At 72.8% G+C, this 20,331-nt stretch carries 19 protein-coding genes; 12 read left to right on the top strand and 7 right to left on the bottom strand.

Annotated features, from left to right (window positions below; all coding sequences use genetic code 11):
- Positions 1–172: 172 nt before the first annotated feature.
- Positions 173–865 carry a hypothetical protein gene (locus tag ACF09K_RS22975; RefSeq protein ID WP_392246220.1) on the bottom strand — a complete coding sequence of 231 codons (693 nt, stop codon included), beginning with the start codon at positions 863–865 and terminating at the stop codon, positions 173–175.
- Positions 866–993: 128 nt separating this feature from the next.
- Positions 994–2,343 carry a DUF2252 domain-containing protein gene (locus tag ACF09K_RS22970; RefSeq protein WP_392246218.1) on the bottom strand — a complete coding sequence of 450 codons (1,350 nt, stop codon included), beginning with the start codon at positions 2,341–2,343 and terminating at the stop codon, positions 994–996.
- A gap of 259 nt (positions 2,344–2,602) precedes the next feature.
- Between ACF09K_RS22970 and dnaE the strand changes: the two genes are divergently transcribed.
- Complete coding sequence (gene dnaE, locus ACF09K_RS22965; protein ID WP_392246217.1) at positions 2,603–6,142, top strand: DNA polymerase III subunit alpha; 3,540 nt, start codon at positions 2,603–2,605, stop codon at positions 6,140–6,142.
- A 90-nt stretch (positions 6,143–6,232) separates the two neighbouring features.
- On the opposite strand, the gene ACF09K_RS22960 is transcribed toward dnaE, so the two are convergent.
- Positions 6,233–6,397 carry a hypothetical protein gene (locus ACF09K_RS22960; protein WP_392246215.1) on the bottom strand — a complete coding sequence of 55 codons (165 nt, stop codon included), beginning with the start codon at positions 6,395–6,397 and terminating at the stop codon, positions 6,233–6,235.
- A 224-nt stretch (positions 6,398–6,621) separates the two neighbouring features.
- On the opposite strand from ACF09K_RS22960, the gene ACF09K_RS22955 reads away from it, so the two are divergent.
- The 4 genes from ACF09K_RS22955 to ACF09K_RS22940 all read left to right on the top strand — a co-directional run bounded on the left by ACF09K_RS22955 (position 6,622) and on the right by ACF09K_RS22940 (position 10,566).
- Positions 6,622–7,833 (top strand): NYN domain-containing protein, encoded by a 1,212-nt coding sequence (locus ACF09K_RS22955; RefSeq protein WP_392246214.1) that lies wholly within the window; start codon positions 6,622–6,624, stop codon positions 7,831–7,833.
- Positions 7,834–7,942: 109 nt separating this feature from the next.
- The gene (locus ACF09K_RS22950; RefSeq protein WP_392246213.1) at positions 7,943–8,917 is read left to right on the top strand and encodes an ABC transporter ATP-binding protein; all 975 of its coding nucleotides are present in this window, start codon (positions 7,943–7,945) and stop codon (positions 8,915–8,917) included.
- Positions 8,918–8,981: 64 nt separating this feature from the next.
- A complete protein-coding gene (locus tag ACF09K_RS22945) occupies positions 8,982–9,806 on the top strand; it encodes an ABC transporter permease (RefSeq protein ID WP_392246212.1) in 825 nt (274 codons plus the stop codon).
- 34 nt (positions 9,807–9,840) lie between these two features.
- Entirely contained in the window at positions 9,841–10,566 is a 726-nt protein-coding gene (locus tag ACF09K_RS22940) for an AAA family ATPase (protein WP_392246211.1), read from the top strand.
- Between the two features lie 426 nt (positions 10,567–10,992).
- Here the strand turns inward: ACF09K_RS22940 and ybaK are convergent, their stop codons facing one another.
- The 4 genes from ybaK to ACF09K_RS22920 form a co-directional block, all read right to left on the bottom strand.
- Positions 10,993–11,493 carry a Cys-tRNA(Pro) deacylase gene (ybaK, locus tag ACF09K_RS22935; RefSeq protein WP_392246210.1) on the bottom strand — a complete coding sequence of 167 codons (501 nt, stop codon included), beginning with the start codon at positions 11,491–11,493 and terminating at the stop codon, positions 10,993–10,995.
- A 17-nt stretch (positions 11,494–11,510) separates the two neighbouring features.
- The gene (locus tag ACF09K_RS22930) at positions 11,511–12,251 is read right to left on the bottom strand and encodes an LON peptidase substrate-binding domain-containing protein (protein ID WP_392246208.1); all 741 of its coding nucleotides are present in this window, start codon (positions 12,249–12,251) and stop codon (positions 11,511–11,513) included.
- A gap of 11 nt (positions 12,252–12,262) precedes the next feature.
- Positions 12,263–13,306 carry a hypothetical protein gene (locus ACF09K_RS22925; protein ID WP_392246207.1) on the bottom strand — a complete coding sequence of 348 codons (1,044 nt, stop codon included), beginning with the start codon at positions 13,304–13,306 and terminating at the stop codon, positions 12,263–12,265.
- A gap of 211 nt (positions 13,307–13,517) precedes the next feature.
- Positions 13,518–15,095, bottom strand: coding sequence for an oxidoreductase (locus ACF09K_RS22920; protein WP_392246205.1), 1,578 nt, complete (start codon positions 15,093–15,095; stop codon positions 13,518–13,520).
- A 169-nt stretch (positions 15,096–15,264) separates the two neighbouring features.
- On the opposite strand from ACF09K_RS22920, the gene hisD reads away from it, so the two are divergent.
- Genes hisD through ACF09K_RS22885 form a run of 7 tightly spaced genes read left to right on the top strand, consistent with a single transcriptional unit; the run spans position 15,265 to position 20,312 of the window.
- Positions 15,265–16,605 (top strand): histidinol dehydrogenase, encoded by a 1,341-nt coding sequence (gene hisD / locus ACF09K_RS22915; protein ID WP_392246204.1) that lies wholly within the window; start codon positions 15,265–15,267, stop codon positions 16,603–16,605.
- Positions 16,602–17,726: a histidinol-phosphate transaminase gene (locus ACF09K_RS22910; protein WP_392246202.1), complete on the top strand. Its 1,125-nt coding sequence runs from the start codon at positions 16,602–16,604 to the stop codon at positions 17,724–17,726. The genes hisD and ACF09K_RS22910 overlap by 4 nt, the downstream gene beginning before the upstream one ends.
- A complete protein-coding gene (gene hisB / locus ACF09K_RS22905; protein ID WP_363087259.1) occupies positions 17,723–18,316 on the top strand; it encodes an imidazoleglycerol-phosphate dehydratase HisB in 594 nt (197 codons plus the stop codon). Before ACF09K_RS22910 ends, hisB begins: the two co-directional genes overlap by 4 nt.
- On the top strand, positions 18,313–18,477 hold the full coding sequence (locus ACF09K_RS22900; protein WP_392246200.1) for a hypothetical protein: 165 nt from the start codon (positions 18,313–18,315) through the stop codon (positions 18,475–18,477). Before hisB ends, ACF09K_RS22900 begins: the two co-directional genes overlap by 4 nt.
- A complete protein-coding gene (gene hisH, locus ACF09K_RS22895) occupies positions 18,468–19,118 on the top strand; it encodes an imidazole glycerol phosphate synthase subunit HisH (protein WP_392246198.1) in 651 nt (216 codons plus the stop codon). Before ACF09K_RS22900 ends, hisH begins: the two co-directional genes overlap by 10 nt.
- Positions 19,115–19,837 carry a bifunctional 1-(5-phosphoribosyl)-5-((5-phosphoribosylamino)methylideneamino)imidazole-4-carboxamide isomerase/phosphoribosylanthranilate isomerase PriA gene (priA, locus tag ACF09K_RS22890; RefSeq protein ID WP_392246195.1) on the top strand — a complete coding sequence of 241 codons (723 nt, stop codon included), beginning with the start codon at positions 19,115–19,117 and terminating at the stop codon, positions 19,835–19,837. Before hisH ends, priA begins: the two co-directional genes overlap by 4 nt.
- A 16-nt stretch (positions 19,838–19,853) precedes the next feature.
- Entirely contained in the window at positions 19,854–20,312 is a 459-nt protein-coding gene (locus ACF09K_RS22885) for a RidA family protein (RefSeq protein ID WP_392246194.1), read from the top strand.
- Positions 20,313–20,331 lie beyond the last annotated feature (19 nt).

The following is a 20,331-nucleotide window of genomic DNA, read 5'->3' as shown; positions in this document are numbered from 1 at the left end:
TGCGCGGGATACGTGTGTGGGGACTGTCGTGCTCCGGGGCCGCGCGGGGCGATCGGGCCGGCGACCGGCCCGGTGACCGGACCTGTCGGACCGGAACCGGTGCGCCGGACGCGCGGTGCGTCCGACCCGACGCGTCGGGCCCGGTGCGCCGGACCGGGCGGTCCGGTGTCGCTCAGGCGGCGGCCTGGTGCGGGGGGCCGCGGCGTCCCGGGGAGTGCACGAGGATCCGGTCGCGGCTGGTGGTGGCCGGACGGCGCGCGGGCAGCGGCAGGCGGCGGGCGGCCGGGGTGCCGCGTACGGTCACGGCGGCCACGGCCAGCAGCAGCGGCCGGAACGTGGTCGCGGTCGCCGCGCACAGCAACTGGCCCAGCGCGCGTTCGCCCCGCCGCAGCCAGGCCGCGGCGAGGAGGCCGACGCCGACGTGCGCGCCCAGCAGCAGCCAGGCCGTCGAGGGGTCGGCGTGGGCGAGGAGGCCGCCGACCCGCTCGGGGTCGGTGCCGGTCATGCGGGCCAGCGGGGCGCCGACACTGGTGCCGTCGCCGCACAGGACGTCGAGGCCGACGGAGCGCAGCGGACCGGCGACCGGGCCGCCCGCCCGGCCGTAGCAGACGTGCTGGCCGGTGGTGAAGACGGTGTCGGCCGCCAGCTCCAGCGGGATCAGCAGGGCGGCGATCCGCCCGAAGCCGCGCTCCCGGCCCGCCAGCGCGTACGCCAGGAGGAACACGCCGGCCGCGAGGGCGGCCACCGTGTTCAGCGGCAGCGGGACCCGCGACAGCAGCACGTGCGACGCGGTGCTGAGCGTCACGACGAAGGCCGTGAACAGCGCCGCGCGTACGGCTCTGAGGCGGGTCCCGGATATGTCCATAGCGGAGGAGAGTGTGTCACGCGCGCCGGTAAGAGACCCCTAAAGGTTCGCTGTGAGCGCCCTTTTCGTTATCGATTCCGTCGTGGAGCCCGGCATGGAGCCCGTCGTCGAGTCCGGCACGGCGTCCGTCACAGACCCGGGATCCGGCCGTTGCGGAACAGGTCGAGGAAGATCTGGTGGTCCGCACGCGCGCGTGCGCCGTAGGAGTGCGCGAAGTCGACCAGGAGCGGCGCGAAGCCCTCCTCGTCGCCGGCGATCGCCGCGTCGATGGCCCGCTCGGTCGAGAACGGCACCAGCGACTCGCCGGAGGTGTCGTCCGCCGCCGCGTGCATGGCGGCCGTGGCCCGGCCCAGGTCGGCGACGACGCCCGCGATCTCCTCCGGGTCGTCGATGTCGCCCCAGTCCAGGTCCACCGCGTACGGCGAGACCTCGGCGACCAGCTGGCCCGCGCCGTCCAGCTCGGTCCAGCCCAGCCACGGGTCGGCGTGCTGCTGGAGGGCCCGCTGGGAGATCACCGTGCGGTGGCCCTCGTGCAGGAAGTAGTCGCGGATCGCCCGGTCGGTGATGTGCCGGGAGACGGCCGGGGTCTGGCCCTGCTTGATGTAGATCACCACGTCGTTCTCCAGGGCGTCGCTGTGGCCCTCCAGGAGGATGTTGTACGAGGGCAGGCCCGCCGAGCCGATGCCGATGCCCCGGCGGCCGACGACGTCCTTCACGCGGTAGGAGTCCGGGCGGGCCAGGGAGGTCTCCGGCAGCGTTTCCAGATAGCCGTCGAAGGCGGCGAGGACCTTGTAGCGGGTGGCGGCGTCCAGCTCGATGGAGCCGCCGCCCGGCGCGAAGCGGCGCTCGAAGTCGCGGATCTCGGTCATGGAGTCCAGCAGCCCGAAGCGGGTCAGGGAACGGGCGTCGCGCAGCGCGTCCAGCAGGGGGCCCTCGGCCGTGTCCAGCGTGAAGGGCGGCACCTCGTCCCGCTTGGCACCCGTCGCCAGCGCGCGGATCCGCTCGCGGTAGGCCGCCGCGTACACCCGCACCAGCTCGGAGATCTGGTCGTCGCTGAGCGCCTTCGCGTACCCGATCAGGGCGATCGAGGCCGAGAAGCGCTTGAGGTCCCAGGTGAAGGGGCCGACGTACGCCTCGTCGAAGTCGTTGACGTTGAAGATCAGACGGCCCTGGGAGTCCATGTAGGTGCCGAAGTTCTCCGCGTGCAGGTCGCCGTGGATCCACACGCGCGAGGTGCGCTCGTCCAGGTAGGGCCCGGTGAAGGCGCCGGTCGCGCCGCGCTCGCCGCCCGCCGCGTCCTCGTCGTGGTAGAAGAGGCTCGCCGTGCCCCGGTAGAACGCGAACGCCGAGGCCGCCATCTTGCGGAACTTCACGCGGAACGCGGCCGGGTCCGCCGCCAGGAGTTCGCCGAAGGCGGTGTCGAGGACGGCGAGGATCTCCTCGCCGCGAGGCTCTTCGTCGAGCTGCGGGACCGACATCGCGGGGTGCCTCCTGGTGCTTCCTGCGTACGACAGCGTTTCTGTCGTCCTCAACGGGCGGACGCGTGCGAAAGTGCCCACGGCCCCCCCCCGGTGAAGGTACGCGGGGGAGCCCTCCGGGTGTCAGTGCCGAGGCATAGACTTCGAGGCTGACCCCCCGACCGTCCGCCAGTCCGTCGTCGCCCGTTCACCCCTCGCCCGGCCGCCGCCCGCAACAGGGCGCGCCGCGGCGCAGCACCCGTCCCATGGAGGCCATGCCGTGTCGAAGCCGCCGTTCACGCACCTGCACGTCCACACCCAGTACTCGCTGCTGGACGGTGCCGCGCGGCTGAAGGACATGTTCGACGCGTGCAACGAGATGGGCATGACCCACATCGCCATGTCCGACCACGGCAACCTCCACGGGGCGTACGACTTCTTCCACTCCGCGAAGAAGGCCGGGGTCACCCCGATCATCGGCATCGAGGCGTACGTCGCCCCCGAGTCGCGGCGCAACAAGCGCAAGATCCAGTGGGGCCAGCCGCACCAGAAGCGCGACGACGTCTCCGGTTCCGGCGGTTACACGCACAAGACCATCTGGGCGGCGAACGCGACCGGCCTGCACAACCTCTTCAAGCTCTCCTCGGACGCGTACGCCGAGGGCTGGCTCCAGAAGTGGCCGCGGATGGACAAGGAGACCATCTCCCAGTGGTCCGAGGGGCTCATCGCCTCCACGGGCTGCCCCTCCGGCGAGCTCCAGACCCGGCTGCGCCTCGGCCAGTTCGACGAGGCCCTGAAGTCGGCGGCCGAGTACCAGGACATCTTCGGCAAGGACCGCTACTTCCTGGAGCTGATGGACCACGGCATCGAGATCGAGCGCCGGGTCCGCGACGGCCTGCTGGAGATCGGCAAGAAGCTCGGCATCCCGCCGCTGGTCACCAACGACTCGCACTACACGTACGCGCACGAGGCGACCGCCCACGACGCCCTGCTGTGCATCCAGACCGGCAAGAACCTCTCCGACCCGGACCGCTTCCGCTTCGACGGCACCGGCTACTACCTGAAGTCCACGGACGAGATGTACGCCATCGACTCCTCGGACGCCTGGCAGGAGGGCTGCGCCAACACCCTCCTGGTGGCCGAGCAGATCGACACGAGCGGCATGTTCGAGGCGAAGAACCTCATGCCGAAGTTCGACATCCCCGAGGGCTACACGGAGGTCAGCTGGTTCAAGGAGGAGGTCCGCCGCGGCATGGAGCGCCGCTTCCCGGGCGGCGTCCCCGAGGACCGGCAGAAGCAGGTCGAGTACGAGATGGACGTCATCATCCAGATGGGGTTCCCGGGCTACTTCCTCGTCGTCGCCGACTTCATCATGTGGGCCAAGAACAACGGCATCGCGGTCGGCCCCGGCCGAGGCTCCGCGGCCGGCTCGATCGTCGCGTACGCCATGGGCATCACCGACCTCGACCCGATCCCGCACGGACTGATCTTCGAGCGGTTCCTCAACCCCGAGCGCGTCTCCATGCCGGACGTCGACATCGACTTCGACGAGCGCCGGCGCGTCGAGGTGATCCGGTACGTGACCGAGAAGTACGGCGCCGACAAGGTCGCCATGATCGGCACCTACGGCAAGATCAAGGCGAAGAACGCCATCAAGGACTCCGCGCGCGTGCTGGGCTACCCGTACGCGATGGGCGACCGCCTCACCAAGGCGATGCCCGCCGACGTCCTGGGCAAGGGCATCGACCTCAACGGCATCACCGACCCCTCGCACCCCCGCTACAGCGAGGCGGGCGAGATCCGCGCGATGTACGAGAACGAGCCGGACGTGAAGAAGGTCATCGACACCGCCAAGGGCGTCGAGGGCCTGGTCCGGCAGATGGGCGTGCACGCCGCCGGCGTGATCATGTCCAGCGAGCCGATCGTCGACCACGCCCCGATCTGGGTGCGGCACACCGACGGCGTGACCATCACCCAGTGGGACTACCCCCAGTGCGAGTCGCTGGGCCTGCTGAAGATGGACTTCCTCGGCCTGCGCAACCTCACGATCATGGACGACGCCATCAAGATGGTGAAGGCCAACAAGGGCATCGACCTGGAGATGCTCGCCCTCCCGCTGGACGACCCCAAGACCTTCGAACTGCTCTGCCGCGGCGACACCCTCGGCGTCTTCCAGTTCGACGGCGGTCCGATGCGCTCGCTGCTCCGCCAGATGCAGCCCGACAACTTCGAGGACATCTCCGCCGTCTCGGCCCTGTACCGGCCCGGCCCGATGGGCATGAACTCGCACATCAACTACGCGGAGCGCAAGAACGGCCGCCAGGAGATCACACCGATCCACAAGGAGCTGGCCGAGCCCCTCGAAGAGGTCCTGGCCGTCACCTACGGCCTGATCGTCTACCAGGAGCAGGTGCAGAAGGCCGCCCAGATCATCGCCGGGTACTCGCTCGGCGAGGCCGACATCCTCCGCCGCGTGATGGGCAAGAAGAAGCCCGACGAGCTGGCGAAGAACTTCACCATCTTCCAGGCCGGCGCGAAGAAGAACGGCTACAGCGACGAGGCGATCCAGGCCCTGTGGGACGTGCTGGTCCCCTTCGCCGGCTACGCGTTCAACAAGGCCCACTCGGCCGCGTACGGGCTGGTCTCGTACTGGACGGCGTACCTGAAGGCGAACTACCCCGCCGAGTACATGGCCGCGCTGCTCACCTCGGTCAAGGACGACAAGGACAAGTCGGCCGTGTACCTCAACGAGTGCCGGCGCATGGGCATCAAGGTGCTCCCGCCGAACGTCAACGAGTCCGAGTCGAACTTCGCCGCCCAGGGCGACGACGTGATCCTCTTCGGCCTCTCCGCGGTGCGCAACGTCGGCACCAACGTCGTCGAGTCGATCATCAAGTCCCGCAAGGCCAAGGGGAAGTACTCCTCCTTCCCCGACTACCTCGACAAGGTCGAGGCCGTGGTCTGCAACAAGCGCACCACGGAGTCGCTGATCAAGGCCGGCGCCTTCGACTCCATGGGCCACACCCGCAAGGGCCTCACCGCGCAGTACGAGCCGATGATCGACAACGTGGTCGCGGTCAAGCGCAAGGAGGCCGAGGGCCAGTTCGACCTCTTCGGCGGCATGGGCGAGGAACAGAACGACGAGCCCGGCTTCGGCCTCGACGTCGAGTTCACCACCGACGAGTGGGACAAGACGTACCTGCTCGCGCAGGAGCGCGAGATGCTCGGCCTGTACGTCTCCGACCACCCCCTCTTCGGTCTGGAGCACGTGCTGTCCGACAAGGCGGACGCCGGCATCGCCCAGCTCACCGGGGGCGAGCACGCCGACGGCGCGGTCGTGACCATCGGCGGCATCATCTCGGGCCTCCAGCGGAAGATGACCAAGCAGGGCAACGCCTGGGCCATCGCCACCGTCGAGGACCTCGCCGGCTCCATCGAGTGCATGTTCTTCCCCGCGACCTACCAGCTGGTCTCGACCCAACTCGTCGAGGACGCCGTGGTGTTCGTCAAGGGCCGCCTCGACAAGCGGGAGGACGTGCCCCGCCTGGTCGCGATGGAGCTCCAGGTGCCGGACCTGTCCAACGCGGGCACCAACGCGCCCGTGATCCTCACCATCCCGGCCGTGAAGGTCACCCCGCCGATGGTCAACCGCCTCGGCGAGATCCTCACCCACCACCGGGGCGACAGCGAGGTCCGCATCAGGCTCCAGGGCCCGACGAAGACGACCGTGCTCCGCCTGGACCGGCACCGGGTCAAGCCCGACCCGGCCCTGTTCGGCGACCTGAAGGTGCTGCTCGGCCCGTCCTGCCTGGCCGGCTGAGCCGCGGAACACGCGCAAGGGGCGCACCCGGACCTCCGGGTGCGCCCCTGCTGCATGCGCGCGGGCGTCAAGGGCCCGTGAACACGGATGCTAGTTGTGGCCGAAGCGCTTGCCGCGTCCCTTGCCGCGGGCCATCTCGCCGGGCGCCATCTGCGTCGGGTTCGACTCGTCCTGCGGCTCCAGGGTGGCCTGCGCCGTCCGCGGAGTACGGTCGGACTGCGGCTGCTTACGGTCACGGTTCTTGTTCTTGGCCATGGGGATCTGCCTCCTGTTGGGGGTCTAGGGGCCAGGGCCGGAATCAGATTCACATAGCCCGACTTGTGTCGCATTTCGGATAATTACCGTCAGTGACATGGGCCGTCGGCGGACTCCGCCCCGAAACGCCACGCCGAAGATCGAGTTCCGGCCGTTAACCCCCGTGCGGTCGGGCAGACTCGAAGCAGGCCGGAAGCAAACCTCCCGGGAAGAGGGTGAGTCGTGTGGACCGCTGCATCGTCCTGGTGGACGCCGGGTATCTGCTGGGGGCCGCCGCGAGTCTCCTCGCCGGAGAACCCTCGCGTTCCCGGATCACCGTCGATCACGCCGCCCTCGTCCAGGGCCTGCGCGAACAGGCCGAGTCCGAGACCGAACGGCCCCTGCTGCGCATCTACTGGTTCGACGGCGCCCCCGACCGCGTCCCCCAGCCCGAACACCGCAGACTGCGCGTGATGCCGCGGGTCACCGTCCGGCTGGGCGCCCTGACCCGCAGCGACGGCCGCTGGGCGCAGAAGGGCGTCGACGCCGCGATGCACGCCGAGCTGACCGAGCTGGCCCGCAACCGGGCCTGCTCCGACGTCGTCCTCGTCACCGGCGACGGCGACCTGCTGCCCGGCATGATGGCCGCCAAGGAACACGGCGTCGCCGTCCACCTGTGGGCCGTCCAGGCCGCCGACGGCGACTACAACCAGTCCGAGGACCTGGTCGCCGAGGCCGACGAGCGCCGCGTCCTGGACCGCACCTGGATCACCAGGGCCGTACGCGCCAAGGACCTCGGCGGGGTCTGCGCGCCGCCGCCCGCGCCGCGGCCCGAGATCGCGGCCATCCTCTCCGCGCCGCTCCCCGAGTCCACCCTGGCGCCCACCTCCGAGCGGCCCGCGGAGCAGAGCGAGCACCCCTCCGTCACCGCCGACAGCGGCACCCGGGACAGGATCCCCGCCCCCAAGGGCGTCCCCACCCCCAAGGACCTCGCGGCCCTGCGCGCGCCCGGCGACCGGGCCGCCCCGCCCCCGGCCACCGCGACCCTGCGCTGGTCCTCCGACAAGGGCTGGGTCGACCGGCCCTCCGCCGCCGAACCCCCCGAGGTCGCCTCGATGCCGACCCTCGCGCAGGTCACCACGGCCGAGCAGCGGTGGGCCGACCGCGAGGAGGACATCACCACCGTCGGCGGCGACCCCTTCGAGGTGGGGCAGGTCTTCGCCCGCCGCTGGACGGGGCGCCTCGGCGACCAGGGCCACCTCCAGAAGCTGTCCGGCATGTACCCGCGCATCCCGCACCGCATCGACGGCGAGCTGCTGCGCTACGCGGCCCGCTTCGGCCTCCTCGCGCACAAGGACGACCAGATCGACGAGCACGACCGCTACGCCATCCGGGCGGGGTTCTGGCGCGAGATCGACGTCCGGACGACGGCCGAGCACGCGCCCGCGGCGGACTGAACCGGACACTCTGGGCGCCCCCCGGCGGCGAGCGGGGGCCGCCGACCCCGTAGGCTCGTTCCTTGTGAGTACGCGCGCGGCATCGACCATTCGGCACCGGGACGAGGTCGTGTGTGCCGTACGCGGACTGACCAAGACCTACCCGGCGGTCCGGGGCCGGCGCGGCACTCCCGCCACCCCCGAGGTCCGCGCCACCGACGACGTGCGGCTCGACGTGCGGCGGGGTGAGATCTTCGGCCTGCTCGGGCCCAACGGGGCCGGCAAGACCAGCGTCGTGCGCCAGGTCACCGGGCTGATGCGGCCCGACGGCGGCAGCGTGGAGATCCTCGGCCACGACATCGTGCGTCACCCCGAACGGGCCGCGCGCATCCTCGCCTACCTCGGCCAGGAGTCCACCGCCCTCGACGAACTCACCGTCTCCCTCGCCGCCGAGACCACCGGACGGCTGCGCGGACTCCCCGTGCGCGAGGCCCGGCGCGAACGGGACGCCGTGCTCGAGGAGCTGGGGCTCACCCCGATCGCCGGCCGGCCGCTGCGCAGGCTCTCCGGCGGCCAGCGGCGGCTGGCCTGCTTCGCGACCGCGCTGGTGGGGGAGCGGCCGCTGCTGGTCCTGGACGAGCCCACCACCGGGATGGACCCCGTCGCCCGGCGCGCCGTGTGGTCCGCCGTGGACCGGCGGCGCGCCGAGCGCGGCACCACCGTGCTGCTCGTCACCCACAACGTCATCGAGGCCGAGACCGTCCTCGACCGGGTCGCCGTCCTCGACCGCGGCCGGGTCATCGCCTGCGACACGCCCGCCGGACTCAAGGAGCAGGTCGCCGACGAGGTACGGGTCGAGCTGGTGTGGCGCGAGCGGGCGCCGCTGGACGTCCCCGAGGTCGCCGCGCTGCGCGAGCGGGCCGTGGAGTCCGGACGCCGCTGGACGCTGCGGCTCGGCCCCGAGGAGGCCCGCACGGTCGTCGCCACCGTCACCGGCGGGGCCGCCTTCGCCGCCCTGGACGACTTCACCCTCGCCACCCCGAGCCTGGAGGACGTCTACCTGGCGCTGGGCGGAGCCGCCCGGCAGGGGCTGGTGAGGGCGTGAGCAGGACCGTCCCCGCGTCCGTATCGAACAGGGCGACCACCGGACCCAAGAGGAGCACCGCGACGTGAGTGTCGTACCCGCAGAGGTTCTGCCGGGCAGCGCCCTGGCCGTGGACGGACAGCCGGCCCGGGAGGCGGCCGAGCTGGCGCCGCGCGCGCGGCTGTGGCCGTCGCTCGTGGCCGTGTACCGGGCGCAGCTGTCCCGCGCGCGGGTGGCCCGCATCCCGCTGCTCTTCGTGGCGACCTTCCAGTCGGTCGGCATCCTGATCATGATGCGCGGGGTCGTGGACGGCGGACGCGAGGCGGAGGCCGTGGTGGCCGGCTCGGCGGTGCTGGTCGTCGCCTTCGTCGCGCTGAACCTGCTGGCGCAGTACTTCGGCCAGCTGCGGGCCACCGGCGGCCTCGACCACTACGCCACGCTGCCGGTGCCGCCCGCGGCCGTCGTGCTGGGCGCCGCGGGCGCCTACGCCTCCTTCACCGTGCCGGGGACGCTGGTGACCGCGGTCTTCGGCGCCGCGCTCTTCGGACTGCCGCTGACCCACCTGTGGGTGCTGGCGCTCGTCGTCCCGCTGTCCGGCGCCGCGCTGGCCGGGCTCGGCGCGGCCTTCGGCCTGCTCGCCCCGCGCCCCGAGCTGGCCACCGTGCTCGGCCAGCTGGGCATGTCGGCGGCGCTGCTGCTCGGCGTGCTGCCGCCCGACCGGATGCCCGAGGCGGTGCGCCTCGCCCGCGACCTGCTGCCGTCGACGTACGGCGTGGAGGCGCTCGCGCGGACCTTCCGGCCGCATCCCGACTGGGCCTTCGTGCTCGGGGACCTCGCGGTGTGCGCCGCCGTCGGCGTGGTGTCGCTGGCGGTCGCCACCTGGGCGTACCGCCGGGCCGCCGTCCGGTGACGCGCGGCACGGGCGGGCCTGGCACGATGTCAGGGTGACCGCACCGCTGACTCCCCCTCCGCCGCCGCACGAACCGTCCCCGGGCGGCGCCCGGCCGTCGCCCGGCGCGCACCCCGGTGCGGCCGCACCCCACGACGCCGGACACGGGAATGCCGGACACGGAGCCGCCGGACACGGAGCCGCCGGACACGGACAGGACGGGCCCGGGATGAGGACGGAGCTGCGGGAAGCCGCCGTGATCACGGTCGTGGTCGCGCTCGTCGGAGCGGCGCTGGGCCCGCTGTGGCTGTGGCTGGCGCCGCACGTCCCGCTCGTCGGTGAGGCCGTCGACGGCAACTGGGTCGTCTACCTCAAGGACACCGAGGGCGAGCAGGCCGTGGGCGTGGACGGAACGTTCGTGCTGCTCGCCCTGGCCTGCGGCGCCGTGAGCGCCGCCGCGGTGTTCGCCTGGCGCCGGCGCGGCGGCGTGCCGCTGGTCGTGGCGCTGGCCCTCGGCGGACTGCTCGGCTCCCTGCTGGCGTGGCGGCTGGGCGTGTGGCTCGGCCCCGGGCAGGACGTGATCGCGCACGCGAGGGCGGCGGGCGCGGGCGTCACGTTCTCGGCCCCGCTGAAGCTGAGCGCCAAGGGCGCGCTGCTGGCCTGGCCCCTGGCCGCCCTCCTGGTGCACCTCGGCCTCACGGCCCTGTTCGGCCCCCGTGACCCCGAGCCGTACGGACCGGGGCCTTTCCCGAAGGACCCCTACGGGGCACCGCTCGGATAGCACGGACACCGGACCCGCGCCGCGCGTGCCGCCCCGCGCCGGGATGCGGTGCCCGTTGCCGGTACCCGTGCCGGGACGGGGCCGGACCGGCGCGGCCGGGCCGCGCAGGGCGGTGTCCGGCGGGCCGGTGCGGCGGGCTGTGGCGGGAGTGCGGTGTCCGTACGGGACGGATGCCGTCCGGCTGGCCGGTGCGGCGGGCTGTGGCGGGAGTGCGGTGTCCGTACGGGACGGATGCCGTCCGGCGGACCCGTGCGGCGGGCCGTGGCGGGCTGCGGTGTCCGTACGGGACGCGTGGTGCCCGTGCCGGCGCCGAAGGCCGGAGCCGCGGCCGGGCGCCCGGTGGTCCGGGCCAGGGCGGGCCGGACCGCGTCGAACCGGGCGCGGCACCTGCCGCGCCCGTGCCGTTCCCGTCGCGGCGCCTGCCGCTCAGGCGCGGCCGATGGGGGCCAGGACCGCTTCCGTGAGCCCGGCCAGGTCGGCGGGGGCCAGTTCGACCTCCAGGCCGCGGCGGCCCGCCGAGACGCAGATGGTGGCGTGCGCCCGCGCCGAGTCGTCGAGCACCGTGGGGAGCCGCTTGCGCTGGCCCAGCGGGGAGATGCCGCCGCGCACGTAGCCCGTGGTGCGTTCGGCGAGGGCCGGGTCGGCCATGGCGGCGCGTTTGCCGCCGACCGCCGCCGCGAGGGCCTTGAGGTCGAGCGACCCGGCGACCGGGACCACGGCGACCGTCAGGGCGCCGTCCACGTCGGCGACCAGGGTCTTAAAGACCCGGTCGGGGGAGACGCCCATGGCCTCGGCGGCCTCCTCGCCGTAGGACGGGTGGGCCGGGTCGTGCTCGTAGGCGTGGACCGTGAACTCCACGCCCGCCGCCGTCAGGGCGACGGTCGCGGGCGTGCCGCCGGACTGCTGCTTCTTCGACTTCTTCGCCATCAGGGCCTTCCCGCGGGTCAGTTCGGACTCGTCGGCCCGCGGGTCAGATCCGCCGCGGGCAGCGAGGGCAGGCTACGGATGATGGCCGTCTCCGCGCGCAGGAGTCTCAGCTCGTCGCGCAGCCGGGAGGCGGTGTCCGGGGCCTGGAGCAGCCGCTGCTTGGCGGGCGTGTCGAGCATCATCGCGGCCGCCACCAGGTACGACACCACGGACGGGTCGTCCGGCAGGTCCGCCCCGGTGGACAGTGAACGCTCCCGCGCGCCCGCCAGCCGCTTCTGGTACTGGCGGAAGGCCCGCAGCACGCCCTCCGCGAGCGCGCCCGCCCCGTCGCCCGGTTCCTCCGCCAGTTCCTCCAGCTCCGCCACCAGAAAGGGGCCCGAGGCGTCCACCGAGACCAGGCGCACCCGGGTCGTCCCGGTGGCCAGCACCTCGAAGGTGCCGTCGGCCCGCTCCCGGACCGTCGCCGCGTCGGCGACGCACCCGACGGAGTGGAACGCCTTGACCGGGTCGTCGCCGAACCCGGCGGCGGGGCCCCGTCGGAGCGGCGCCGTCGCGTCCGGCATGCCCGGGGCGGTCGGTGCCACCTCGTGGCCGTCGCGGACGGCGACGACGGCGAACCGGCGCGCCTCCTCCTCGGGAGTCTTCAGCAGATCGCGCATCAGGGCGCGGTAGCGCTCCTCGAACACGTTGAGCGGCAGCACCAGTCCGGGGAAGAGGACGGTGTTCAGCGGGAAGAGCGGCAGCCGGACGGTGGTCACGGCGCAGAAGCCTAGTGGTCCGCGGGGCGCGCGCGTTCCCCGTGCCCGTTCCGCGGACGGCCCGGGGGCTCTCCGAAGGGTTCCGCGCACACGCTCTCGCGCACCGCCAGGAAGTGTCCCAGCGGGTCGTCGGACAGCCGGCCCCACGGGAAGGACGTGGCGCAGGGGCCGACCAGACGCAGCTGGGCGAGGGCGTCCGCCCGGCGGCCGAGCCGGACCAGGACGTACGTGAGGAGGTTGCGGATCTCGGCCGTCCACGGGTCCGAGCCCGGGAAACGGGCGGAGAGCACGATCGCGCGGTCGGCGGCCGCGTCGAGGCGTTCCCGGGGCACCTCGGGCCCGCAGCCGTCGGTCAGGTAGGAGAAGGCGGCCCGTACCGGCAGCGCCTGGACGAGCGAGTCGGCCGGGGCGTCCTGCGCGGCACGGTCGGCGAAGTCGAAGCACTCGCGGTGGGAGCCGTGCCAGGACTCGGCCAGATAGCGTTCGGCGGCCACGTGACAGCCGTAGTGGTGCGGGGCGCGGCGGACGGCGGCCGCCCACAGCTCCTCGAAGTACGTGGGCCCGGCGTTCGAGCCGCGCGCGTGGTCCAGGGCGATCCGCCACGGCACCGGGTCGCGGTGGTCGCCCTGCGCGGCGGCCGTGATCAGCGGGCTCACCTCGCGCAGCAGCTCGGCGCGGGCGGGCGACCCCCAGGCACGCGCCACCGCGAGCTGGGCGGCCACCAGCAGCACGTCGGGGTCGTGCGGGGCGGCGGCCCCCCGCCAGTCCTCGAACCACTCCGGGCGGGACCGGGCGAAGGACGCGAGGCGGGTGACGTAGCGGTCGCGGTACTCCCACTCGCCCCGCTCCCTGGTAACGGCCAGCAGCGCGGCGGCCGTCCCGTACGCGCCCCGCCCGGCCGCGACCAGCGCGGGGCCCAGGCGGTCGTCGGGCACGTCGAGGAGGACCTCGTCGTCGGCCGGGAGTCCGGCCGCGGGGTGGGGGGCGGCGGCGGTCCGCGCGCGCCGGGGCGCGGCCGTCCGGGGGGCGCGGATGAACGGGGGCAGCAGAGCCATGGTTTTGCCATTGAAAAGCCGCCGTCGGCCGCGCGCCAGAGGGTGGCGCGAACCTCCGGAAAGTTGTACGGCGCCGGGTCAAGGCAAGGTAAAAGGTGAACGCCCCGTTCCGGTGGGCCGGCTTCCCGGGCGGCCGGCACCGCGTCCCGGCCACGTCCCGGCCACGCCCGGTTCCCGGCGTCCGCGTCCCGGCCGCGCCCACCGTCAGCCGTCAGCCGCGGCGCAGTGCCCGTGTCACGCCCGCCGCCACCGTCGTGGCCAGCACCCAGCCCAGCAGGATCATCGCCGCCTGCACCCACTGCCAGCCGCCCTGCATGCGCCACTGCCCGGCCTGGCCCAGGTCGATCACGGGCAGGAGCAGGTCGAGGGCGAACAGCGGCGGATTCCACGGCGGGTGCCCGTCGCGGCTGACCGGCGGGGGGTCCGCGCGCGCGAACGCCAGGGAGCTCGCCGCCCACAGCACCGCCATCCACACGGCCGCCCGGCCCGGCCGGTAGCCGTAGGCCACCGTCAAGTCCTGCGCGTACCCCCAGAGCTTCGCGGCCGGCGGCAGCGTCTCGCGGCGCCTGCGCTGCTTGGCGAGCAGCACCTCGCGCGCGTCCTCGTCCTCCCCGCCGGCCCGCAGCACCGCCGCCAGCCGCTCGTACGGCTCCGGGTTGTACTCGGCGGACGCCGCGGCCACCCAGCCCAGTCGCTCGTCCAGGGGGAACGGCCCCTGCGGCACCAGGTTCTCGTACGCGAAACCGCCCATGTGCAGGTTCCCGGGGCCCGGCCAGGCGGCCGCGCGGTCCACCAGGTTGACCACCCGCGCCCCCGACAGCACCACCTTGCCGCGCTGCGGCCGCTCCCCGAGGAAGCGCAGCTCGGGCGTCTGCACCCGGCGCAGCGACAGCTCCTGGTCGTCGGTGAAGGTGAACCGGGCCTGCTCCAGGTCGACCGCGTCCCCGAACCGCCCGTCGTCCAGGCGCACCCCGCCCCGGCACTCGAAGCGCTGGACGCGCGTCCCGCGCGCGGGGGTGGTGCCGCTCAGCGCCTGGCCGCCGAGGCCGGCCGGGGTCAGGTAGAGGGAACGTTCGACGGTGAGCTGGGGGGCGTTCAGCGCGTAGCGGGTGTACGGGTTGGTCAGCCGCGCCCCGCGCAGGCTCAGCGAGACCCCGATCTTGGCGCTGCGCAGCCGCAGCTCGCCGTGCGACTCCAGCATCTCGGCCTGGAGGTCCTGGCCGACGCTCAGGCCGTCGGCGGCGATCGAGCGGCCGGTGCGGTCGCGGTAGACGATCGCCATGTTGAGCATCAGGTCGGTGCCGATCTGCGCGTCGGTCAGCCGCACGCCGTTGTGGAAGCGGCAGCGGGGCAGGTGCAGGTCCCCCTCCGTCTGGAGCCGGGCGGCCTCCAGCCGCGGCACCGAGCAGTCCACCATGCGCAGCGTCGACACCCGCGCCTCGGGCAGCAGCACGTCCCGCTCGAAGCGGCAGCGCCTCATCTCGACGTACGGCTCCACGGTGCCGCCCGCCAGGTCGAGGGAGCCGCTGATCTGCACGCCGACCAGCTTGAGCGAGGACACCCGGCCGGTGAGGGCGGGCGGCCCGTCCAGCAGCAGCCAGGCCACGATCCGCGCCCGCACCGTGCGGGACTCGCCCCAGGGGTGCCCGCCGTGCGGGTCGTCGACGACGCCGTCGCCGCTGCTGAGGTCGTACACGCTGCCGTTGCGGAAGGCCTGCCACATGCCGGCCTCGGCGGCGGTCAGGTCGTCCGGCAGGTCTCCGGTCCGCAGACCGGCCCCTTCCGTCACGCTGCTTCGGTCCCTTCGCTCTCGCACACGGTTCGTACAGCCGTTCATGCCCGATGGGTGACGCGCCGAACGCTAACCGTGAGGGGAATCTTCCGTTTCCGGCCACGTTCTGTATCAGCCATTGATACGCGCGGACGGTCTCCGATTCCGGTCTGAGAGAATTGGCCACGTGCTGCAAAATTTCTCGCTGGCCCGAATCGATCTGCGCGGCGCCGCCCTCCCCGAGGGACCCGCCCTGCGCGACCTGCTGCCCCGAGCCGACTTCGACGTCTCGGCCGCCCTGGAGAAGGTGCGTCCGATCTGCGAGGCCGTGCACCATCGTGGCGACGCGGCACTGATCGACTTCGCCGAGAAGTTCGACGGCGTCCGGCTCGACCGGGTGCGGGTCCCCGCCGAGGCCCTCACCCGCGCCCTCGAGGACCTCGACCCCGCCGTGCGCGCGGCCCTGGAGGAGTCCATCCGCCGCACCCGTGCCGTCCACCGCGAGCAGCGCCGCACGAACCACACGACGCAGGTCGTGCCCGGCGGCTCGGTGACCGAGAAGTGGGTTCCGGTCGACCGCGTCGGGCTGTACGCGCCCGGCGGCCGGTCGGTCTACCCGTCCTCCGTGGTCATGAACGTGGTCCCGGCCCAGGAGGCCGGCGTCGAGTCGATCGCGCTCGCCTCCCCGGCCCAGGCCGAGTTCGGCGGACTGCCGCACCCGACGATCCTCGCCGCGTGCGCGCTGCTCGGCGTCGACGAGGTCTACGCCGCGGGCGGCGCCACCGCCGTCGCGATGTTCGCCCACGGCACCGAGTCCTGTCCGCCCGCCGACATGGTCACCGGCCCCGGCAACATCTGGGTCGCCGCCGCCAAGCGCTACTTCACCGGCCGCATCGGCATCGACGCCGAGGCCGGCCCGACCGAGATCGCCGTCCTGGCCGACTCCACCGCCGACCCCGCCCATGTCGCCGCCGACCTGATCAGCCAGGCCGAGCACGACCCGCTGGCCGCGGCCGTCCTGGTCACCGACTCCGCCGAGCTGGCGGACGCGGTCGAGCGGGAGCTGGAGCCGCAGGTCGCGGCCACCAAGCACGTCGACGACCGGATCGTCCCGGCCCTGAAGGGGCGGCAGTCCGCGATCGTCCTCGTCGACGGCATCGACGAGGGCCTGCGGGTGGTCGACGCCTACGGCGCCGAGCACCTGGAGATCCAGACGGCCGACGCCGCCGCGGTCGCCGACCGGGTGCGCAACGCGGGCGCGATCTTCGTCGGGCCCTGGGCGCCCGTGTCGCTCGGCGACTACGCCGCCGGGTCCAACCACGTCCTGCCCACCGGCGGCTGCGCCTGCCACTCCTCGGGCCTGTCCGTCCAGTCCTTCCTGCGCGGCATCCACATCGTCGACTACACGAAGGACGCGCTGGCCGACGTCGCGCACCACGTGGTGACGCTGGCGGAGGCGGAGGACCTGCCCGCGCACGGCGCGGCGATCAAGGCGCGGTTCGACTGGAAGGTACCCGAGGGCAAGTGACCGGCAACCCATCTGCGTCCCCCTGGGACGAACTCCCCGTACGGGACGAGCTGCGCGGCAAGTCCCCCTACGGCGCGCCCCAGCTGGACGTGCCGGTACGGCTGAACACCAACGAGAACCCCTACCCGCTGCCCGAGGCGCTCGTCGAGCGGATCGCCGAGCGCGTCCGCGCGGCCGCCCGCGACCTCAACCGCTACCCCGACCGGGACGCCGTCGAGCTGCGCACCCGGCTCGCCGCCTACCTGACGGACACCTCCGGCTACGAGGTCGGTCCGGCGAACGTCTGGGCCGCCAACGGCTCCAACGAGGTCATCCAGCAACTGCTCCAGACCTTCGGCGGACCGGGCCGCACCGCGATCGGCTTCGAGCCGTCGTACTCGATGCACGGCCTCATCGCGCGCGGCACCGGCACCGGCTGGATCTCCGGGCCGCGCAACGAGGACTTCACCATCGACCTGGCGGCCGCCGAGAAGGCCATCGCGGAGAACCGCCCGGACGTCGTCTTCGTCACCACCCCCAACAACCCCACCGGCACCGCCGTCCCGGCCCCGACCGTCCTCGCGCTGTACGAGGCCGCGCAGGCCGCCAAGCCGTCCATGGTGATCGTGGACGAGGCCTACGTCGAGTTCAGCCACGGCGACTCGCTGCTGCCGCTGCTCGAAGGTCGGCCGAATCTCGTCGTCTCGCGGACCATGTCGAAGGCCTTCGGCGCGGCCGGACTGCGCCTCGGCTACCTCGCCGCCCACCCGGCCGTCGTGGACGCCGTCCAGCTCGTCCGGCTGCCGTACCACCTGTCGGCCGTCACCCAGGCGACCGCCCTGGCCGCCCTGGAGCACACCGGCACGCTGCTGAAGTACGTCGAGCAGCTCAAGGCGGAACGGGACCGGCTGGTGGCCGGACTGACGGCGCTCGGCTACGCGGTGACCGCCTCCGACGCCAACTTCGTGCAGTTCGGCCGGTTCGAGGACGCGCACGCGATGTGGCGGAGGATCCTCGACCGGGGCGTCCTGGTCCGAGACAACGGCGTACCGGGATGGCTGCGGGTCACCGCCGGGACCCCCGAAGAGAACGACGCGTTCCTCGACGCGGTCCGTGAGATCAAGAAGGAGCAGGGATCATGAGCCGTGTCGGACGCGTGGAGCGCACGACCAAGGAGACGTCCGTCCTGGTCGAGATCGACCTCGACGGCACCGGCAAGGTCGATGTGGCGACCGGTGTCGGCTTCTACGACCACATGCTCGACCAGCTCGGCCGGCACGGTCTGTTCGACCTGACCGTGAAGACCGACGGCGACCTGCACATCGACTCCCACCACACCATCGAGGACACCGCCCTCGCGCTCGGCGCCGCCTTCCGGCAGGCGCTCGGCGACAAGGTGGGCATCTACCGCTTCGGCAACTGCACGGTCCCGCTGGACGAGTCCCTCGCCCAGGTGACCGTCGACCTGTCCGGCCGCCCCTACCTCGTGCACACCGAGCCCGAGAACATGGCGCCGATGATCGGCGAGTACGACACCACGATGACCCGGCACATCCTGGAGTCCTTCGTCGCCCAGGCCCAGATCGCCCTGCACGTGCACGTGCCCTACGGACGCAACGCGCACCACATCGTGGAGTGCCAGTTCAAGGCACTGGCCCGGGCCCTGCGCTACGCCTCGGAACGCGACCCGCGCGCGGCCGGCATCCTCCCCTCCACGAAGGGCGCGCTGTGACCGGCCTGTCGACCGTCCTGATCGTCGTCGGCCTCTTCCTGGCCGGCGGCATCTACTCCTTCGTCAAGCAGGACATGCCGAGGAGCCTGATCGTGCTGCTCTCCATCGGCGCCGCGATGTGCCTCGTCGCGGGAGTGATGAGGCTGGAGGTGTGGAGTTGAGCACCACGTCCAAGAAGGTCGTCGTCTTCGACTACGGCTTCGGCAACGTCCGCTCCGCCGAGCGCGCCCTCGCGCGCACCGGAGCCGACGTCGAGATCACCCGCGACTTCGACACGGCGATGAACGCCGACGGGCTGCTGGTGCCGGGCGTCGGCGCCTTCGCCGCCTGCATGAAGGGCCTGCGCGAGGCCCGCGGCGACTGGATCATCGGCCGCCGGCTGTCCGGCGGCCGCCCGGTGATGGGCATCTGCGTCGGCATGCAGATCCTGTTCGCCCGCGGCATCGAGCACGGCGTGGAGACCGAGGGCCTCGACGAGTGGCCCGGCGCGGTCGAGCCGCTCCGGGCGGAGATCGTGCCCCACATGGGCTGGAACACCGTGGACGCCCCGGCCGACTCCGAGCTGTTCGCCGGCCTGGACGCGGACGCGCGCTTCTACTTCGTGCACTCCTACGCCGTCCAGGACTGGTCCTTCGACGAGTACAACCCCACCATGCGGGCGCCCAGGGTGACCTGGTCGACGCACGGCGAGCCGTTCGTGGCCGCCGTGGAGAACGGCCCGCTGTGGGCCACCCAGTTCCACCCCGAGAAGTCCGGCGACGCCGGAGCCCAGCTCCTCACCAACTGGATCGGAACCCTGTGAGCAAGCTCGAACTCCTCCCCGCCGTCGACGTCCGCGACGGCCAGGCCGTCCGGCTCGTGCACGGCGAGTCGGGGACGGAAACTTCTTACGGTTCGCCCCTGGAGGCCGCCCTCGCCTGGCAGCGCTCGGGCGCCGAGTGGCTGCACCTGGTCGACCTCGACGCCGCGTTCGGCACCGGCGACAACCGCGCGCTGATCGCCGAGGTCGCGGGCGCCATGGACATCAAGGTGGAGCTGTCCGGCGGCATCCGCGACGACGACACCCTCGCCGCCGCCCTCGCCACCGGCTGCACCCGCGTCAACCTGGGCACGGCCGCCCTGGAGACCCCCGAGTGGGTCGCCAAGGTCATCGCCGAGCACGGCGACAAGATCGCCGTCGGCCTCGACGTCCGCGGCACCACCCTGCGCGGCCGCGGCTGGACCCGCGACGGCGGCGACCTCTACGAGACGCTGGAGCGCCTGAACAAGGAGGGCTGCGCGCGGTACGTCGTCACCGACATCGCCAAGGACGGCACCCTCCAGGGCCCCAACCTGGAGCTGCTGCGCACCGTGTGCGCCGCGACGGACCGCCCGGTCGTCGCCTCCGGCGGAGTGTCCTCCCTCGACGACCTGCGCGCCATCGCGGGACTGGTCCCCCTCGGTGTGGAGGGCGCCATCGTCGGGAAGGCGCTCTACGCGAAGGCGTTCACCCTGGAAGAGGCCCTGGAGGCCACGTCGTGAAGAGGGGCACGGTGTCATGACGTCCGAAACCGTACGGCGCGTGCAGAGCGGAAACCCCTGGGAGGAGACTCTCGGCTTCGCGCGCGCCGTGGCGGCGGGCGACATGGTGCTGGTGGCGGGCACGACGTCCTTCAAGGGCAGCGTGCTGTACGGGGAGGGCGACCCCTACGAGCAGGCCAAGGTGGCCTTCACCAGTGCCCTGGAGGCGATCGCCGAGTTCGGGCTGGGACCCGGGTCGGTGGTCAGGACCCGGATGCACCTGGCGCATCCCCGGGACGTCGACGAGGTGGGCCGGGCCCACAAGGAACTCTTCGACGCCGTGCGCCCGGCCGCGACCCTGCTGGTCGTGGAGGGGTTCATCGACCCGCGCGTCCTGGTCTCCGTCGAGCTGGAAGCCTTCAGAGGCAACACGCGCGACACCGGCAACGCAGGCAACGCAGGCAACGCAGGCAACACAGGCAACACAGGCAACTAGAAGCAAGCAGAGGAGCCGT

The sequence above is a fragment of the Streptomyces sp. NPDC014882 genome (genome assembly GCF_043081325.1).
In the GTDB taxonomy this organism is placed as follows: domain Bacteria; phylum Actinomycetota; class Actinomycetes; order Streptomycetales; family Streptomycetaceae; genus Streptomyces.
This window is presented reverse-complemented; position numbering and strand designations above follow the sequence as displayed.

Bases quoted from the DNA above. Each gene is read 5' to 3' on its own strand.
- hisB (WP_363087259.1), top strand. From the start codon at position 17,723: ATGAGCCGTGTCGGACGCGTGGAGCGCACGACCAAGGAGACGTCCGTC.
- ACF09K_RS22885 (WP_392246194.1), top strand. From the start codon at position 19,854: ATGACGTCCGAAACCGTACGGCGCGTGCAGAGCGGAAACCCCTGGGAG.
- ACF09K_RS22960 (WP_392246215.1), bottom strand. From the start codon at position 6,397: ATGGCCAAGAACAAGAACCGTGACCGTAAGCAGCCGCAGTCCGACCGT.
- ybaK (WP_392246210.1), bottom strand. From the start codon at position 11,493: ATGGCGAAGAAGTCGAAGAAGCAGCAGTCCGGCGGCACGCCCGCGACC.
- ACF09K_RS22970 (WP_392246218.1), bottom strand. From the start codon at position 2,343: ATGTCGGTCCCGCAGCTCGACGAAGAGCCTCGCGGCGAGGAGATCCTC.
- ACF09K_RS22925 (WP_392246207.1), bottom strand. From the start codon at position 13,306: ATGGCTCTGCTGCCCCCGTTCATCCGCGCCCCCCGGACGGCCGCGCCC.
- ACF09K_RS22975 (WP_392246220.1), bottom strand. From the start codon at position 865: ATGGACATATCCGGGACCCGCCTCAGAGCCGTACGCGCGGCGCTGTTC.